The organism is Kitasatospora sp. NPDC006697, assembly GCF_042869935.1.
Classification (GTDB): domain Bacteria; phylum Actinomycetota; class Actinomycetes; order Streptomycetales; family Streptomycetaceae; genus Kitasatospora.
This window is the reverse complement of the sequence record NZ_JBIAGU010000039.1, coordinates 17,175-33,794: the sequence shown is the minus strand read 5'-3', so window position 1 is coordinate 33,794 and position 16,620 is coordinate 17,175. Positions and strand designations below refer to the sequence as shown.

Below are 16,620 nucleotides of genomic sequence, written 5' to 3'. Positions count from 1 at the left end.
TCAAACCGGGCCCGCTCCCCCGGTGGGGAGCGGGCCCGGCCGGGCGGGCGCGCGGGTCAGCGCGCGCGGGTCACCAGTCGCCGCCCCCGCCGAAGTCGCCCCCGCCGCCGAAGTCACCGCCGCCGTCGCTGAAGCTGCCGGAGTCGAAGCCGCCGAAGTCGCCGGGGTTGAAGTCGCCGCCGGTCACGTCGCCGCCCTCGGGGCGGTCGCCGCCGTCCCAACCGCCGCCGCCCTCGTAGCCGGGGCCGTAGCCGTAGGCCGGCGGGGCGGAGAAGACCGAGCCGAGCATGGTGCCGACCAGCAGGCCCGGCAGCAGGCCGGAGCCGTAGCCGCCGAAGTAGCCGCCCGCCCAGGGGCCGTAGGCCGGGCCGGCGTTCCAGTACGGCTGCGGGCCCTGCTCGGTCTGCACGGTGCGGATCGCCGGGTCCTGGCCGCTGGCCAGGCGCTGGGCGTCGGCCGTGCAGACCGGCACCTCGCGGCCGGCGCCGCCGGCCGGGGCCCAGAGCACGTCCTGGCTGGACGGCCCGTGCCGCGGGTCGAAGAAGCACGGCGGGCGGCGCTCCGGCAGCGGCCGGCCGGAGCGGCGGGCGGCCAGGGTGGCCAGCGAGAACCGGCCGTCCTCCAGCGCGGTGGTCACGGCGGTGACGTCGGCCGGCTTGGTGGCCTCGTCCATCGCGCGCTTGGCGCCCTCGTAGGAGTCCAGCGCCTTGGTGTAGTCGGCCCGCTGGACGTCGTCGGCGTCCGGGGCGCCCGGGTTGAAGTCCAGCCGGTCCAGCTCCTCGCCGAAGGCCGTGATGTCCTCGTCCACCACGGTCCGCAGCGCGCGCAGCTCGGCCGCCGCCTGCTCGGCCTTGCGCTTGCGGGAGCGGCGCACCAGCAGGAAGGCGCCGGTGCCGAGCAGGGCCAGCAGCACCAGCGGGACCACGATCACCGCGGCGCTGATCCCGCCGCCGCCGGGCGCGTGGCCGGAGACCTTGGGCGAGGCGTTGGTGACGAAATCGGTCAGGGTGCCGTTGATGTCTCCGTGGTGCGAGTCGAAGGCGGCCTGGGCGTAGTTGTGCGCGGTCCGGGTGCTGATCGCGCCGGGGTCGGACCGGACGTCGAACTGGTCGCCGCGCCAGACGGCGTAGGCACCGACGATGCCGACCTTGGTGCGCAGGTCCTGGAAGACGCTCTTCGCCGGGTACTGGGCGCTGTCCGGGACCACGGCGACGAAGATCGGCTTGTCCGCGTCCTTGATCTTCTTGGTCAGGGCGTCGGCCTGGGCCTGGGAGAACCGGCCGGTCATCGCCGGGTCGACGTAGACCTTGCCTTGCTTGAGGGACGAGGCGGCGTCGTCCAGGCCGCCGGACGCGGCGGCGGAGCCGGGCACGAGCAGGAGCAGCAGCCCGACCAGGACGGCCAGCAGTGCGACCGGCCCGCCCACCCGGGAGCGGCGAAGAGCGATTGTCATATCCCAGACGCTACCGGGCCGCCAACCCGACCGAACCGGAGCCACCGGTTCCCGAACCTCCGCCGCCACCGCCCCGGAACCGTCAATTCCGCCGATCCGCACGCCGGTTGCCCCGGAGGCCAAGGGGGGCCCAACGAAAACCCAAGACTCTTTCTCTTACGCAACAGTTACGTTCACCACACCCCCAGGAGCACCATGCCCGGGCCACGCTCGTCCGCCCCGACCACCGACACCCGCGGCCGCAGCCGCGCCCGGGCAGCCCTGCCGGGGCCGCGCCGCGGCCCCGACGGACCCGTCGGGCGGGCCCGCCCGGCCGGCCGCGCGCGCGGCCGGACCCGCCGCCCCGCACCCCGGGCGGTGCTCACCGGTTCCCTGGTGCTGCCGGTGCTGGGCGCCCTGCTCGACGAACTGCGCGGGGTCGCGCCCGGCGGGGTCTTCGCCCTGCTCACCGTGCTCGGCGCGGTGGGCGCGGCCTGGCTGGCCACCCGGGCCGGCTGGTGGTGGGTGCTCACCGCGGTCGCCCCGGTGGTGCTCGCCAGCACCGCCTGCGCGGAGCTGCTGGGCCGCCGGGACGCCTACCCGGACGACAAGGCGCTGGCCGCCGGCGCCGCCAAGTGGGCCGTGCACGGCTTCCCGGTGATGGCCGCCGCGCTGCTGGCCGCGGGGGCCGCGGTCGCCCTGCGGGTGCTGCTGGAGCGCGGCGGCCGACGGCCCTGACCCGGCCCCGCACCGGGCGGCTTCTCCGCCCTCCGCCGAACAGGGCATAGTGGGGAACGAACCCCCCGTCAGGAGAACTTGTGATCATCGGCTTGGTGACCGCCGTCGCGGCCTCCACCTGCTACGGCCTCGGTTCGGTGCTGCAGGCGGTCGGCTCCCGCCGCTCCGCCCGCGAGGAGGCCGCCCGGCAGACCGCGCCCGCCCAGCTCACCGAGCACGGCGGACCGAGCCTGAGTTCCACCGCCAAGGCCGTGGTCACCTGGGAGTTCATGGTCGGCACGGTGCTGGACTTCGTCGGCTTCCTGCTCGGCGCGCTCTCCGCCCGGCTGCTGCCGCTCTTCCTCTCGCAGACCGTGATCAGCGCCAACCTGGTGATCACCGCGCTCTGCGGGATCAAACTGCTCGGGCTGCGGCTGCGCCGCCCGGAGTGGATCTCGATCGGGGTGGTCTGCGGCGCCCTGGTGCTGCTGGCGGTGGCGGCCGGGCCGGAGGGCACCGGGAGCACGCCGGTCGCCACCCACTGGTGGCTGCTGCTGATCTCCGTGGTGGTGATCGCCGGCGGCTCGCTGCTGGTCCGCCGGCTCGGCCCGAGCGGCGCGGTGGTGGCCGGCCTGCTCTCCGGCCTCGGCTTCGGCGCGCTCGGCATCGGCGTGCGGGTGCTCGACGGGGTGGACCCGTTCTCGCTCGCCGCGCTGCTCTCCGACCCGGCGCTCTACGCGATCCTGGTCGGCGGCATCGGCGGGATGTACCTGCACACGGTGGCGCTGCAGATCGGCTCGGTGAACGGGGCGACGGCCGCGCTGGTGGTCGGCGAGACCGTGGTGCCCGGCATCGTCGGGGTGGTCTGGCTGGGCGACGCCACCCGGCACGGCATGGCCTGGCTGGGCCTGGCCGGCTTCGTGCTGGCGGTGGCCGGCGCGGTGGCGGTGGCGCACTACGGCGAGGGTGAGGGGGCGCTCCAGCTGGAGGCCCGCACCCCCGAGCACGTCTAGCGCGGTCAGTCGGTGCGCTGCCGCGGCACCCGCTGGCAGCGCGGGCAGAAGTAGCTGGACCGGTTCATCCAGGCGGCCCGCCGGATCGGCGTGCCGCAGCGGTAGCAGGGCTCGCCCTCCCGCCCGTAGGCGTCCAGCGAGCGGGAGAAGTAGCCGCTCTCGCCGTTCACGTTGACGTAGAGGCTGTCGAAGCTGGTGCCGCCCACCGCCAGCGCGGCCGTCATCACCTCGCGGGCGTGGCCCAGCAGGGCGGCGGCCAGCGGGCGGGTCAGGGTGGCGGTCGGCCGGTCGTAGTGCAGCCTGGCGCGCCAGAGCGCCTCGTCCGCGTAGATGTTGCCGACCCCGCTGATCAGCGTCTGGTCGAGCAGCGCCCGCTTGACCGTGGTGCGCTTGGCGCGCAGTGCGCCGAAGAAGGCCTCCTCGTCGAAGGCCTGGTCCAGCGGATCGCGGGCGATGTGCGCGAGCGAGACGGGCAGGCCGTCGAGGTCGGTCTCCTCGACCGCGAGGTGCCCGAAGGTGCGCTGGTCGACGAAGCGCAGCTCGCGCCCGCCGTCGGTGAACCGCAGCCGCACCCGCAGGTGGGTCTCGTCCGGGTGGTCCGGCTCCTGCACCAGCAGCTGGCCGCTCATGCCGAGGTGGCCGAGCATCGCGCAGTGCTGATTCCCGTTGGCCTCGCCGACGGGCAGCCAGAGGTACTTGCCGCGGCGCTCGGCCGGGCCGAGCGTGCGGCCGGCCAGCTGGGCGGCGAAGTCCGCGCCGCCGCCGGTCTGCCGGCGGACGGCGCGGGGGTGCAACACGTGGGCCTCGGCCACGGTGCGGCCGGCCACCCAGCGGTCCAGCCCCCGCCGGACCACCTCGACCTCGGGCAGCTCGGGCATCAGGCAGCGGGTGCGGAGCTGTCGCCGTACTTGGCCTTGATCGCGCGCCAGGCGCTCTCGGCGGCCTTCTGCTCGGCCTCCTTCTTGGAGCGGCCGGTGCCGCTGCCGAAGGCCTCGCCGGCCACCCGGGCCGCGGCGTTGAAGGTCTTCTCGTGGTCCGGTCCGGACTCCTCGACCACATACTCCGGCACGCCGATGCCGACCGAGGCGGTCAGCTCCTGCAGGCTGGTCTTCCAGTCCAGGCCTGCGCCCAGCTGGGAGGACTCCGCGATCAGCGGGTCGAAGAGGCGGTGCACGAACTCGGTCGCGGCGTCCAGCCCCTGGTCGAGGTAGACGGCGCCGATCACGGCCTCGACGGTGTCCGCGAGGATCGAGGACTTGTCCCGGCCGCCGGTGCCCTCCTCGCCCTTGCCGAGCCGGATGAAGGTCCCGAGCTCGAGACCGCGGCCCACCTCGGCGAGCGCGCGGGAGTTCACCACCGCGGCGCGCAGCTTGGCCAGCGTGCCCTCCGGCACATCCGGGTGGATGCGGTAGAGGGTGTCGGTGACCACCAGGCCCAGCACCGAGTCGCCGAGGAACTCCAGGCGCTCGTTGGTGGGCAGCCCGCCGTTCTCGTAGGCGAACGAGCGGTGGGTCAGGGCGCGTACCAGAAGGGCGCGCTCGAGCGTGTACCCGAGGCGCCCTTCCAGGACGTCATATGCGGTCGAGGCCGGCCCGCTGCCCGGTTCACCCCCGTTTTTGCGGGGGCCCGACTTGCGGGAGGAGTGAGCGTCCGACATCGATCCGTCCACCCCGCCGATCAGACCGAGAGGACCTGGCGACGGTTGTACGTGCCGCAGCTCGGGCACGCGATGTGCGCCAGCTTCGGCTCGTGGCAGCGGTCGCACGCGACGAGCGCGGGGACGACAGCCTTCCACTGCGAACGGCGGTGGCGCGTGTTGCTGCGCGACATCTTCCGCTTCGGAACAGCCACGGCTACTTCTCCTGGTTCTCGGCGAGACCCTCACGGGTACCGCTGTTCTCGTCACCCTCGTCGCCGTGGCCGGCGGAGAGTCCCTGCAAAGCCGCCCACCGGGGGTCGGCGGCGTCATGGTGGTGGTCCGGGTCGTCGTTGAGCAGCGCTCCGCATTCGGAGCACAGACCCAGGCAGTCTTCCCGGCACACCGGCTGCAGCGGCAGTTCCAGCACCACCGCGTCACGCAGCACCGGCTCGAGGTCGAAGAAGTCGCCCTCCAGCCGGTAAGTCTCTTCCTCGTCGTCCTCGGACAGCTCGTCCTGGGAGGACCCCCGGCCGCGATCGTCGGACTCGGGGTAGTAGTACAGCTCCTGGAACTCCACGTCGACGTCGTCCTCGACGGGCTCCAGGCAGCGCACGCACTCGCCGGTGACGTGGGCCTCGGCGGTGCCCGTGACGAGCACCCCTTCGACCACCGACTCCAGGCGGAGCTCCAGCGCGATCTCGCTGCCGACCGGGACGCCGATCACGTCCTCGATGCCGAAGGCCTCGGGCGCCGGGAGGGTCCGGGACACCTTGCGCATCGAACCGGGGCGACGGCCGAGCTCATGCGTGTCGAACACGAGCGGGTCGCGGTGGTCGAGGCGGTTCACGGTTCCTGACTTCCTGGCGGCGGGCGCATTCCTGCGCAACGCGGTGGCGGTTGGCGGTCCGGGCCGCGGCGTGATGCGCGGGCAGCCGAACGATCCGGCAACGAATGGGCCGGAGTGGTCAGCGTACCCGAGAGCGCGCCCAGCCCCAACTTCGGTCCCGGCTCAGCGACCGCCCAGCTCCCTGAGCCGGGTCATGTCGATCATGCTGGTGTCGAAGAAGCTGGTCTCGTCCAGGGCCGGCTGGGTGCCCTGCTGGTAGCCGTACGGCTGCTGCTGATCCGGCTGGTAGTGGGGCTGGGCCGGGATCTGCTGCTGGTAGCCGCCGGCCGGCTCCTGGTAGCCCGCGTAGCCGGCCGCGTAGGGGTCGGCGTGCTCGGGCTGCTGGTAGCCGTACTGGCCGTGGCCGTAGGCCGCCGCGGCCGGGTCGTAGGCGTAGCCGTCCTGGTGCTGCTGCTGGTACTCGCCGCCCTGGTACGGGGCCTGTGCCGGGTACTCCTGGCCCTGGTAGGCGGGCTGCTGCCAGCCTGCCTCGGCCGGGGTCTGCTCCGGCCAGGACTGCACGGCGGGCACCGCGGGCGGCTCCGGCTCGCGGTACCAGGGCTGCTCCTCCCCGCCGTCGGCGGCGAAGCCGGCGGCCACCGCCTCGGCCCGGTCCTTGAGCTGCTGGGCCTCGTCGGCGGCGGCCAGGTAGGCGCCGAGCTCGTCGATCGGGGCCTTGCCGAGCAGCTTGTCCCGGCCCCGCCCGACCGCCTCCAGGGTGCCGCTGAGCACGGCCTGCAGAGTGGCCAGCTTGAGGTCGACGTACTCGTCCACCTCCGGGCTGGGGCTCACCGCGGGCTGGAACTCCTCGCCGTCCTCCGGCTCGTAGGAGCCCTCGCCGCGCAGCTTGTCCCGGCCCCGGCCGACCGCGCCGAGCGTCTTGGTGAGCACCACCTCGAAGTTGGCCAGCTTGGAGTCGACGTAGTCGTCGGCCTCCTGGCGCTTCACGGCGACCTCCTCGCGGGCCTCCGCGAGGATCTTGTCGGACTCGGCCTGGGCCCGCCGGACCACCTCGGTGTCGGAGATCAGCGAGCCCCGCTCGGCGTGCGCGCCCTGGATGATCCGGTCGGCCTCGCCCCGGGCGTCGGCCACCACCTGCTCGTGGTCGGCCATCACCGACTGGGCGTGCGCCAGCTCCGCGGGCAGTGCGTCCCGCAGGTCCCGGAGCATCGCCACCAGCTCGGCCCGGTTCACCACGCAGGAGGCCGACATGGGCATCGCCCTGGCGTTCTCGACCACGGCGATGATCTCGTCGACTCTGTTCTGCACGTCCACGGGGCTTCTGTCTTTCCGTGAGTACCGCGGGGCGGGGATATCGACTGTACGTCAGAATCCACCGCCCTCGGACCCTTCGGCCCGCTACCGGGCGGCCCGCTCCGCGATCCGCTCCACCAGCCGGGTGTGCACGGTCGGCGGGATCAGGTGCGAGACGTCGCCGCCGTAGCTGGCGACCTCCTTGACCAGGGTCGAGGAGAGGAAGCTCCAGGTCGGCGAGGTCGGCAGGAAGAGCGTCTCGACGCCGGTCAGGCCGTGGTTCATCTGGGCCATCTGCAGCTCGTAGTCGAAGTCGCTGACCGCCCGCAGGCCCTTGACGATGGCCGGGATGGAGCGCTCGCGGCAGTAGTCCACCAGCAGGCCCTGGTGCGACTCCACCTGCACGTTGCCGTAGCCCGCGGTGGTCTCCTCGATCATCGAGATCCGCTCATCGATGCTGAACAGGCCCTGCTTGTTCTTGTTGACCAGCACCGCGACGTGCACCACGTCGTAGAGCTTGGAGGCCCGCTCGATGATGTCGAGGTGGCCGTAGGTGATCGGGTCGAACGATCCCGGACAGACTGCGCGGCGCATTTCGGTGGTGTCCCTTTCGGCAGTTCGCGGCGGCCCGGCTCAGCCGGCCTGTCCGTACCAGAGCGTGCCCTCGCCGTACCGGCGGGAGCGGAGCGCGTCGAAGCCCCCGGGCCAGGCGAACTCGCCGCCCCGGGTGCTGCGTTCCACGGTGACGAGTGCGTCGTCGGTGATCCAGCCCCCGGCCCGGAGTGTGATCAGCATCTCGCGCAGCTCCTGGTCGGTGACCGCGTACGGCGGGTCCAGGAAGACCAGGTCGTAGGGCTGTTCGGGAGCCGGCCCAGCCGCCACCCGCTCGGCCCGGTCGGCCCGCACCTCGGCGCCCGGCAGGCCGATCGCCTTGACGTTGGCCCGCACCACCCGGGCGGCCGACGGGTCCGCCTCCACCAGCAGCACCGCCGCCGCGCCACGGGAGAGCGCCTCCAGGCCGACCGCGCCCGACCCGGCGTACAGGTCCAGCAGCCGGGCGCCGGCCAGCGTGCCGCGCAGCGCCTCCAGGGTGGAGAACATCGCCTCGCGGGCCTTGTCGGAGGTCGGCCGGGTGCCCCGGCCGGGCGGGACGGCCAGCCGGCGGCCGCCGGCCGCCCCGGCGATGACGCGGGTCATACCCATCCTTCGTGCGGTACGGATGCCGAGGATTCGGCACGACCACGCTATACGGGGCGACCGGTGCTCCGACGGAAGGGTTACTCCTAAGGGTTACTCCTGGGGAGTCGCGCCGAGCAGGGCGGGCGAGGCGTAGCGGGACCAGGAGAGGCAGCCGTCGGCGGGCTCGTACTCCGGGCGGCGCGGGTCGTGGCCGAGCTCGCGCAGCTTGGTGCGGACGGAGTCGGGCGTGCGGCCGAACCGGGCGGCTATCCGGGCGATGGTCTCGCCCGCGTGGAACCGCCGGGTCAGCTCCTCCTCGTGCTGGGGCACCCAGGGGGCGCCGTGGCCGGGGTAGAGCTCGCGCAGCACGTCGCGGTCGGGGATCGGCTCGGAGACGTCGGCGACGATGGCCAGCGCGCGCAGCGCGCGGTTGAGCGCGATCCGCAGGTTGGCCACGTCCTCCACCGGCAGCCGCAGCTTGCCGCCGGCCAGCGGGTCGGCGGCGTGGCCCTCGCGCCAGCCGGTCAGGGTGAGGGTGACCTCGCGGTCGTCCTCACTGGAGAGTTCGATGCGGAAGACCTTGTCGCCCAGCGGAAGCTCGTTGAGGTGTCGGAATGCCATGGACGAAACCCCCAAGTGTCGTGCCAGGAGCGCCCCTTGAGGTGCGCCCTGAACACCTTCATTCTCTCCCGGGGCACTGACACTCCGAGCTGCTCAGCCCTTCTCCAGGTAGGCCGCCCGGTCCTCGTCCAGCAGGCCGGCCAGCTCGCTGCGCAGCTCCTGGTGCTCCGCCAGTTCCGGGTCGGCGGCGACCAGCCTGGCGGCCGCCTCGCGGGCCTCGGCGATCACCTCCTCGTCGTCCAGCACCGAGAGCACCTTGAGCGAGGAGCGCACCCCGGACTGGGCCTGGCCGAGCACATCGCCCTCGCGCCGCTGCTCCAGGTCGATCCGGGAGAGTGCGAAGCCGTCCAGGGTGCCGGCCACCGCGTCCAGCCTGGCCCGGGCCGCCGAGCCGGCCGGCATCTCGCTGACCAGCAGGCAGAGCCCGGGCGCGCTGCCGCGGCCGACCCGGCCGCGCAGCTGGTGCAGCTGGGAGACGCCGAAGCGGTCGGCGTCCATGATCACCATGGCGGTGGAGTTGGGCACGTTGACGCCGACCTCGATCACCGTGGTGGCGACCAGCACGTCCACCTCGCCGGCCGCGAACCGGCGCATCACCTCGTCCTTGGCCTCCGGTGCCAGCCGGCCGTGCAGGATCCCCACCCGCAGCCCGGCCAGCGGGCCCTTGGCCAGCATCTCGGCGGTCTCCAGCACGGCCAGCGGCGGGCGGCGCTCGTCGCTGCCGGCGCCGGCGTCGGCGCCGACCTCCTCGGCGGCGTCCTCCGGGGCCCGCTTCCTCCGCTTCTTCGGGTCCTCCTCCTCGTCCCCGATCCGCGGGCAGACCACGTAGGCCTGGTGGCCCTTGGCCACCTCCTCGCGCACCCGCTCCCACGCCCGGGCCAGGAAGTTGGGCTTCTCCAGGGCCGGCACCACATGGCTGGAGATCGGCGAGCGCCCGGCCGGCAGCTGGTCCAGCACCGAGGTCTCCAGGTCGCCGAAGACGGTCATCGCCACGGTGCGCGGGATCGGGGTGGCGGTCATCACCAGCAGGTGCGGCGGCTGGCCGCCCTTGGCCCGCAGCGCGTCCCGCTGCTCCACGCCGAACCGGTGCTGCTCGTCCACCACCACCAGGCCGAGGTCCTGGAACTGCACCTTGTCCTCGATCAGCGCATGGGTGCCGATGGCGATCCCGGCGTTGCCGCAGGCCATGTCGGAGAGCACCTGGCGGCGGGCCGGCACGCCCATCGAGCCGGTCAGCAGTACCACCTTGGTGCCGCCCAGCATCCCGCCGAGCGCCAGGTCGCCCATCATCTCCACGATCGACCGGTGGTGCTGCTGCGCCAGCACCTCGGTCGGCGCCAGCAGCACCGCCTGGCCGCCGGCGTCCACCACCGCGAGCATCGCCCGCAGCGCCACCAGGGTCTTGCCGGAGCCGACCTCGCCCTGCAGCAGGCGGTGCATCGGGTGCTCCGAGGCCAGGTCGTCGAACACGTCGCGGCCGACCTTCTGCTGACCCTCCGTCAGCTGGAACGGCAGCTTGGCGTCGAAGGCCTCCAGCAGGCCGCCGGTCCGCACCGGGCGGGGCTTGGCGGGCAGCGCGGCGGCGGCCAGCCGGCGCTGGGCCAGCGCGATCTGCAGCACGAACGCCTCGTCCCACCGCAGCCGCTCCCGGGCCTGCTCCAACTCGGCCTGGTTGCGCGGGCGGTGGATCAGCTCCAGGGCCTCCTGCAGCCCGATCAGCCCGCGCTCGGCGCGCAGCTCGGCGGGCAGCGGCTCACCGACCTGCGGCAGACAGCTGTCCAGCACCGCCTGCACCGCCAACGAGAGCTTCCAGCTGGGCAGTTGGGCGCTGGCCGGGTAGACCGGGATGAGCTTGCCGGCGAACTGCCGGGCGGTGCTGCTGTCGGCGTCCTCGTCCAGCAGCTGGTAGTCGGGCGAGGCCAGCTGCCGGGTGCGGTTGAACACCCCGACCTTGCCGGCGAACAGGCCCTGGGCGCCGGGGCGCAGCTCCTTCTGCCGCCAGCCCTGGTTGAAGAAGACCAGCGAGAGCCGGCCGCGCCCGTCGGTGACGACCACCTCCAGCCGGTCGCCCTTGCGGCCGCGGAACGGGATCAGGGTGACCTTCTCGATCCGGGCCAGCACCGTGGCGTGTTCGTCCACCTGCAGGTCGTCCAGGCTGGTCAGCTGCCCGCGCTCGGCGTACCGGCGCGGGTAGTGGTGCAGCAGGTCGGCCACGGTGCGCAGCTTGAGGCCGTCGGCCAGCGCCTTCGCGGTGCGCGGGTCGAGGACCTTGGACAGGGGTTCGTCGAGAGCAGCCATCACGCCCTATGGAACACCACCGCGGGGACAGCCCGGCGTCACTCCACCCCGATGAGCAGCGGCGCGCTCTCCTGGCCGCCCTCGAAGACCGCCAGGTCGACCTCCGGGCGCTGCCGCCGCACGTGCGCCACCAACTGGTCGGCCAGGCCCTGCGGGGCCTCCTCGCCGAGCACCAGGGTGACCAGTTCGCCGCCGGCCGCGAGCATCCGGGAGAGCACCTCGGCGCCGGTCTCGGCGATGCTCGGGCCGATCACCGCCACGTCGCCGTCGATCAGCCCGAGCACGTCGCCGGCCTGGCAGACCCCGGCCATGGTCCAGGACTGGCCCTCGGCGACGGCCAGTTCGGCGTAGCGGGTGGCACCGGCCGCGGAGGTCATCGCCACCACGTCCTCGTCGAACCGCCGGCCGGCCTCGTGCACGGCCAGCGCCGCCAGCCCCTGCACCGGCGAGCGGGTGGGCAGCACGGCGATCCGCAGGCCCTCCTCGCGCAGCTGGTCGGCGGCCGCGCCCGCCCCGGCCCGCAGCTCCGGGTCGTTGAGCAGCACGACCACCTCGCGGGCCGCGCACCGGCGCACCGCCGCGGCCAGCTCGGCGCTGGACGGCGGGGCGTCCGGGTCGGCCTCCAGCACGGCGGCGCCGGCCTCCCGGCAGAGCCGGGCCAGGCCCGCGCCGGTGACCACGCTGAGCACGGCCCGCTCCAGCTCCGGCTCGACGGCGGGCTGCCGGCCGGCCCGGGCGGCGGCCTCGGCGAAGTGGGTGATCCGGATCCGGTGCGGGCGACCGGCCCGCACTCCGGCCTCCACGGCGGCGCCCGCGTCGTCCACGTGCACGTGGACGTTCCACAGGCCCTCGCCGCCGCCGACCACCAGCGAGTCGCCGAGCGCGCCCAGCTCCTCGCAGAGCGCGGGCAGCGCGGTGTCCGGCGCGTCCAGCAGGTAGACCACCTCGAAGGCGGGGTGGCCGGGCAGCCGCGGCGGCTCGGGGTGGGCCGGCGCGACCGCCGGCAGGTCCTCGGCCAGCGCCACCGGACCCATCGGGTGCCCATCCGCGACCGCGTCGGCCAGCGCGCCGAGCACGGCGACCAGGCCGCGCCCGCCGGCGTCCACCACGCCCGCCTCGGCCAGCACCGCCAACTGCTCGGGGGTGCGCAGCAGCGCGCCACGGGCGGTGCGGTGGGCGGCGTCGGCCACCTCGGCCAGCCCGCCGGGGACCCGCGCGGCCTGCGCGGCGGCCGCGGCGGCGACGGTGAGCAGGGTGCCCTCGACCGGCTCGGCCACCGACCGGTAGGCGCGGTCGGCGCCCCGGGCCAGCGCGGCCCGCAGCGCCTGGTGGTCGCCGCCGCGCTCGGCCAGCACCTCGGCCACCCCGCGCAGCAGCTGGGCCAGGATCACCCCGGAGTTGCCCCGGGCGCCGAGCTGGGCGCCGCGGGCCATCGCCCGCACCGCCAGGTCCAGACCGGGTCCGGCGCCGTCGGCGAAGCACTGCTCGACGGCCTCGGCGGCCGACTCCACGGTCAGGTAGAGGTTGGTCCCGGTGTCCCCGTCCGGCACCGGGTAGACGTTCAGCGCGTCGATCTCCTCCCGGGCCTGCCCGAGGGCGTCGAGCGCGAGGCGGCACCAGGTGCGGACGGCGGGGCCGTCGAGCGTGTCGAGCACCGGGTCTCCTCCAGGTGAACGCGGCGGTAACGGGATCGGGCCTTTCGGGCCTGCTGTCCAGGCTCACGCAGGTTATCGGGGTGGGCCGGTCGATCGCCCGCCGGAGTGATCCAGCGACCGGGCATGGTAGTTTCGTGGAGGCGGAGCAGTCGTTGTATGCTGCTCCGGTTGCCCGGAACAAGCCGGGCTTCCCCCTTGAACCGACCAGGTCCACGTCGAGTGGTCCCGATGGTTCAGCCGGGGTAATTCGTACGTAAATGATCCTGAAGTCTTGGAGTGACTCCTGTGGCTGCCAACTGCGACGTCTGCGGCAAGGGGCCGGGCTTCGGCAACAACATCTCCCACTCGCACCGCCGTACCCGCCGTCGTTGGAACCCCAACATCCAGACGGTGCGCGCTGTGATCGGGCGGACGCCGAAGCGGCTCAACGTGTGCACCTCGTGCATCAAGGCCGGTAAGGTCTCGCGCTGACGCGCAGACCGGTACGCCGGTCCTCTTCCGATTGGGCGGCTCCTCCTCGCGGAGGGGCCGCCCAATCGCTTTTCAGCACCCGCGCAGCCGCCAGGCGTGGTCCACCGGACCGATCCCGGCGCCCAGCGCGAAGCCGGCCGCGATCGCGCCGGTGACGTACTCCTTGGCGGCGGCCACCGCCTCGGGCACCTCCCGCCCCTTGGCCAGCTCGGCGGCGATCGCGCTGGCCAGCGTGCATCCGGTGCCGTGGGTGTGCCGGTTGTCGTGCCGGGGCGCCCGGAACCAGTGCTCCTCGCCGTCCCGCCCGGCCAGCAGGTCGGCCGGCTCCCCCGGCAGGTGCCCGCCCTTGACCAGCACCCAGCGCGGCCCGAAGGCCAGCAGCGCCTCGGCGGCCGGGCGCATCTCGCCCTCGTCCAGCACCGTGATGCCGGTGAGCTGCGCCACTTCGTGCAGGTTGGGCGTGGCCAGCGTGGCGCGCGGCAGCAGCTGCTCGCGCACGGTGGCGACGGCCTCGGCGGCGAGCAGCGCGTCCCCGTGCTTGGAGACCCCGACCGGGTCGACCACGACCGGGGCCGGGCAGTCGGCGAGCAGGTCGGCGACGGTGGCGACCAGCTCGACCGAGGCCAGCATGCCGGTCTTCACCGCCTGCACCCCGATGTCGTCCACCACACTGCGGTACTGCGCCCGGACGGCCTCGGCGGGCAGCTCCCAGTAGCCCTGGACGCCGAGCGAGTTCTGCGCGGTGACGGCGGTGATCACGCTCATCCCGTGCGTGCCGAGGGCCAGCATGGTCTTGAGGTCGGCCTGGATGCCGGCGCCGCCGCCGGAGTCGGAGCCGGCGATGGTGAGGACGCGGGGGGGTGCTTCTGCGGACATGGCCCCAACCTATCGCCAGGCCTCGGGGCACGGCCCGGACGCACGGCCTCAGAGCACCGCCTCGGACTCCGCCCACTGCTGCCGCGGCACGGTCTTCAGCCGGGTGACCGCGTCGGCGACCGGCGCGAGCACGATCTCGGTGCCGCGCAGCGCCGTGAAGTGCCCGAACGCCCCCTTGTGCACGGCCTCCACGGCATGCCAGCCGAACCGGGTGGCGAGCACCCGGTCCCGCGCGGTCGGGGTGCCGCCGCGCTGCACGTGGCCGAGGATCACCGGGCGGGCCTCCTTGCCGAGCAGGTCCTCCAGCTCGGCGGCCAGCCGGGTGCCGATCCCGCCGAAGGTGCGGTGGCCGAACTGGTCCACGGCGCCGTGGTCGAAGCGCAGCGTGCCGGGCATCGGCTCGGCGCCCTCGGCGACCGCGATGATGGCGAACTTCTTGCCGCGGGCGAACCGCTCCTCGATCATCCGGGCCACCGCCTCGATATCGAAGGGCTTCTCCGGGATCAGGATGCCGTGCGCGCCGCCGGCCATGCCCGCGGTCAGCGTGATCCAGCCGGTGTGCCGGCCCATCAGCTCGACCACCATCACCCGTTGGTGCGATTCGGCGGTGGTCTTCAGCCGGTCGATGGCCTCGGTGGCGACGTGCACGGCGGTGTCGAAGCCGAAGGTGACGTCGGTGGCGTCGATGTCGTTGTCGATGGTCTTGGGCACGCCGACCACCGGCAGGCCGGCCGCGCTGAACTTCTGCGCGGCCGCCAGGGTGCCCTCGCCGCCGATCGCGATCAGCGCGTCGATGCCGAGCTCGGCGGCCAGCTCCGTGCAGTTGTCCACGGCCCATTCGATCCGGTCCCGGCGCACCCGGGCCGAGCCGAGGATGGTGCCGCCCAGGGTGAGCAGTCCGGTGACGTCGTCGTGGCCGACCACCCGGGCCCGGCCCTCGATCAGGCCGAGGAAGCCGTCCTCGATGCCGAGGATCTCGTCGCCGTGCACGTCCTGGCCGCGGTGCACCACCGATCTGATCACCGCGTTGAGCCCCGGGCAGTCACCACCGCTGGTCAGCACACCGATTCGCATGGTCACCCACGTTACTCGGCGAAGTGGTCCCAACCCGCCGACCGCTCCCAGGGCGCGCCGTCGACGGTGACCCGGCCGCGGCCGCCGGAGCGGGCCGGTCCGGTGACCTGGCCGACCACCCGCCAGCGGGCGGGCAGCTGCGCACCGGCCGGGAAGGTGGCCGCGATCGCGTGGTCCTCGCCGCCGGAGAGCACCCAGACCAGCGGGTCCACCCCGACCGCCTGCCCGATGTCGGCCATCTGGGCCGGCACGTCGAACTCGGCGGCCCGCAGGTCGATGTCCACCCCGCTGGCGGCGGCCACGTGGCCCAGGTCGGCGACCAGCCCGTCGCTGACGTCGACCATCGCGGTGGCGCCGAGCTCACTGGCGGCGGGGCCGGCGTGGTAGGGCGGCTCGGGGCGGCGGTGCGCCTCGACGAAGGCCCGGGGCGAGCGGAAGCCGCGGGCCAGCACGGTCAGTCCGGCGGCCGACCAGCCGAGCCAGCCGGTCACCGCGACCACGTCGCCCGGCTGGGCGCCGGAGCGGGTGACCGGGGCGCGGCCCTGGAGGTCGCCGAGCGCGGTGATGGCGAGCGTGATGGCCTCTCCGCGCACCACGTCTCCGCCGACCACGGCGGCGCCGGCCACCTGGCACTCGTCGCGCAGACCGTCCATCAGCTCGGTGGCCCAGGTGGTCGGCAGGTCGGCGGGGACCACCAGGCCGAGCAGTATCGCCGTCGGCACGGCGCCCATCGCGGCGATGTCGGCGAGGTTCTGGGCGGCGGACTTGCGGCCGACGTCGTAGGCGGTGGACCAGTCCCGGCGGAAGTGCCGGCCCTCGATCAGCACGTCCGTGGTGGCCACCACCCGGCCGTCGGGTGCCCGCACCACGGCGGCGTCGTCGCCGGGGCCGAGTTCCACCGCCGGGGTCATCGGGAGCCGGGCGGTGAGTTCCCGGATCAGGCCGAACTCGCCCAGCTCGCCCACGGTCCCCTGCATCTGCCGTCCTTTCGCCCTCGCGGTTCGCGGGCCGCGCGGTGCGCGTCCCGCGCGAAGCGTACGCCTGCCGGGCGGCTCGGGGTCTCCCCTCCCGGGGCCGGTGCGCGGTAGCGTGGTGATCCAGTCTTCCGCGTCGGCGCCCCCGGGAACCCCACCCCCACCGGCCCCTGCCGTGCCGGACCGGTCCCCGGCAGCCGCCGGCAGTCGTGAAGCACCACCCCAGCCGCAGGGAGGTCCTCCGTGGTACAGGCATACATCCTGATCCAGACCGAAGTGGGCAAGGCCACCGCCGTTGCCGAGACCATCGCGCAGATCGACGGCGTGGTCCTGGCCGAGGACGTGACCGGCCCGTACGACGTCATCGTCCGGGCCGAGGCGCAGAGCGTCGACGAGCTGGGCAAGCTGGTGGTGGCGCAGATCCAGCTGGTCGAGGGCATCACCAGGACGCTCACCTGCCCGGTGGTCCATCTCTGAACTCTGAGCCGGCCCGCAACGCGACGGAGCGCCGCACCCCGCCCGGGGTACGGC

General features: G+C 74.0%; 18 protein-coding genes. 4 read left to right on the top strand and 14 right to left on the bottom strand.

Going from position 1 to position 16,620, the window contains the following annotated elements:
* Positions 1–70 precede the first annotated feature (70 nt).
* A complete protein-coding gene (locus tag ACFYNO_RS36370; protein ID WP_388021911.1) occupies positions 71–1,453 on the bottom strand; it encodes a hypothetical protein in 1,383 nt (460 codons plus the stop codon).
* Between the two features lie 195 nt (positions 1,454–1,648).
* Here ACFYNO_RS36370 and ACFYNO_RS36365 point away from each other — a divergent pair, with 195 nt between their 5' ends.
* Positions 1,649–2,170: a DUF6542 domain-containing protein gene (locus ACFYNO_RS36365; protein WP_388021909.1), complete on the top strand. Its 522-nt coding sequence runs from the start codon at positions 1,649–1,651 to the stop codon at positions 2,168–2,170.
* 80 nt (positions 2,171–2,250) lie between these two features.
* Complete coding sequence (locus ACFYNO_RS36360; RefSeq protein WP_388021907.1) at positions 2,251–3,162, top strand: hypothetical protein; 912 nt, start codon at positions 2,251–2,253, stop codon at positions 3,160–3,162.
* A 5-nt stretch (positions 3,163–3,167) separates the two neighbouring features.
* On the opposite strand, the gene mutM is transcribed toward ACFYNO_RS36360, so the two are convergent.
* The 10 genes from mutM to ACFYNO_RS36310 form a co-directional block, all read right to left on the bottom strand.
* Positions 3,168–4,040: a bifunctional DNA-formamidopyrimidine glycosylase/DNA-(apurinic or apyrimidinic site) lyase gene (gene mutM / locus ACFYNO_RS36355; RefSeq protein ID WP_388021905.1), complete on the bottom strand. Its 873-nt coding sequence runs from the start codon at positions 4,038–4,040 to the stop codon at positions 3,168–3,170.
* Positions 4,040–4,819, bottom strand: coding sequence for a ribonuclease III (gene rnc / locus ACFYNO_RS36350; RefSeq protein WP_388021903.1), 780 nt, complete (start codon positions 4,817–4,819; stop codon positions 4,040–4,042). Before rnc ends, mutM begins: the two co-directional genes overlap by 1 nt.
* 20 nt (positions 4,820–4,839) lie before the next feature.
* A complete protein-coding gene (gene rpmF / locus ACFYNO_RS36345) occupies positions 4,840–5,013 on the bottom strand; it encodes a 50S ribosomal protein L32 (RefSeq protein WP_388021901.1) in 174 nt (57 codons plus the stop codon).
* A 2-nt stretch (positions 5,014–5,015) separates the two neighbouring features.
* On the bottom strand, positions 5,016–5,570 hold the full coding sequence (locus ACFYNO_RS36340) for a YceD family protein (RefSeq protein ID WP_388021899.1): 555 nt from the start codon (positions 5,568–5,570) through the stop codon (positions 5,016–5,018).
* A 240-nt stretch (positions 5,571–5,810) separates the two neighbouring features.
* A complete protein-coding gene (locus tag ACFYNO_RS36335; protein WP_388021897.1) occupies positions 5,811–6,956 on the bottom strand; it encodes a cell division initiation protein in 1,146 nt (381 codons plus the stop codon).
* 90 nt (positions 6,957–7,046) lie between these two features.
* The gene (coaD, locus tag ACFYNO_RS36330) at positions 7,047–7,535 is read right to left on the bottom strand and encodes a pantetheine-phosphate adenylyltransferase (RefSeq protein ID WP_388021896.1); all 489 of its coding nucleotides are present in this window, start codon (positions 7,533–7,535) and stop codon (positions 7,047–7,049) included.
* Between the two features lie 39 nt (positions 7,536–7,574).
* Complete coding sequence (rsmD, locus tag ACFYNO_RS36325) at positions 7,575–8,144, bottom strand: 16S rRNA (guanine(966)-N(2))-methyltransferase RsmD (protein WP_388021894.1); 570 nt, start codon at positions 8,142–8,144, stop codon at positions 7,575–7,577.
* 87 nt (positions 8,145–8,231) lie between these two features.
* Positions 8,232–8,741 (bottom strand): hypothetical protein, encoded by a 510-nt coding sequence (locus ACFYNO_RS36320; protein WP_388021892.1) that lies wholly within the window; start codon positions 8,739–8,741, stop codon positions 8,232–8,234.
* A gap of 93 nt (positions 8,742–8,834) precedes the next feature.
* Positions 8,835–11,039: an ATP-dependent DNA helicase RecG gene (gene recG, locus ACFYNO_RS36315; RefSeq protein WP_388021891.1), complete on the bottom strand. Its 2,205-nt coding sequence runs from the start codon at positions 11,037–11,039 to the stop codon at positions 8,835–8,837.
* Positions 11,040–11,077: 38 nt separating this feature from the next.
* Complete coding sequence (locus tag ACFYNO_RS36310) at positions 11,078–12,694, bottom strand: DAK2 domain-containing protein (protein ID WP_388021890.1); 1,617 nt, start codon at positions 12,692–12,694, stop codon at positions 11,078–11,080.
* Between the two features lie 285 nt (positions 12,695–12,979).
* On the opposite strand from ACFYNO_RS36310, the gene rpmB reads away from it, so the two are divergent.
* Positions 12,980–13,165 (top strand): 50S ribosomal protein L28, encoded by a 186-nt coding sequence (gene rpmB / locus ACFYNO_RS36305; RefSeq protein ID WP_035846000.1) that lies wholly within the window; start codon positions 12,980–12,982, stop codon positions 13,163–13,165.
* A 72-nt stretch (positions 13,166–13,237) separates the two neighbouring features.
* Here rpmB and thiD read toward each other — a convergent pair whose 3' ends face one another.
* The 3 genes from thiD to ACFYNO_RS36290 are packed head-to-tail and all read right to left on the bottom strand — an operon-like array spanning position 13,238 to position 16,092.
* Positions 13,238–14,041, bottom strand: a complete 804-nt coding sequence (gene thiD / locus ACFYNO_RS36300) for a bifunctional hydroxymethylpyrimidine kinase/phosphomethylpyrimidine kinase (RefSeq protein ID WP_388021889.1) — start codon at positions 14,039–14,041, stop codon at positions 13,238–13,240.
* 48 nt (positions 14,042–14,089) lie between these two features.
* Positions 14,090–15,115, bottom strand: a complete 1,026-nt coding sequence (locus ACFYNO_RS36295) for an ATP-dependent 6-phosphofructokinase (RefSeq protein ID WP_388021887.1) — start codon at positions 15,113–15,115, stop codon at positions 14,090–14,092.
* Positions 15,116–15,126: 11 nt separating this feature from the next.
* Positions 15,127–16,092, bottom strand: coding sequence for a thiamine-phosphate kinase (locus ACFYNO_RS36290; protein ID WP_388021886.1), 966 nt, complete (start codon positions 16,090–16,092; stop codon positions 15,127–15,129).
* A 240-nt stretch (positions 16,093–16,332) separates the two neighbouring features.
* Here ACFYNO_RS36290 and ACFYNO_RS36285 point away from each other — a divergent pair, with 240 nt between their 5' ends.
* The gene (locus tag ACFYNO_RS36285) at positions 16,333–16,566 is read left to right on the top strand and encodes an Lrp/AsnC family transcriptional regulator (RefSeq protein WP_388021885.1); all 234 of its coding nucleotides are present in this window, start codon (positions 16,333–16,335) and stop codon (positions 16,564–16,566) included.
* Positions 16,567–16,620 lie beyond the last annotated feature (54 nt).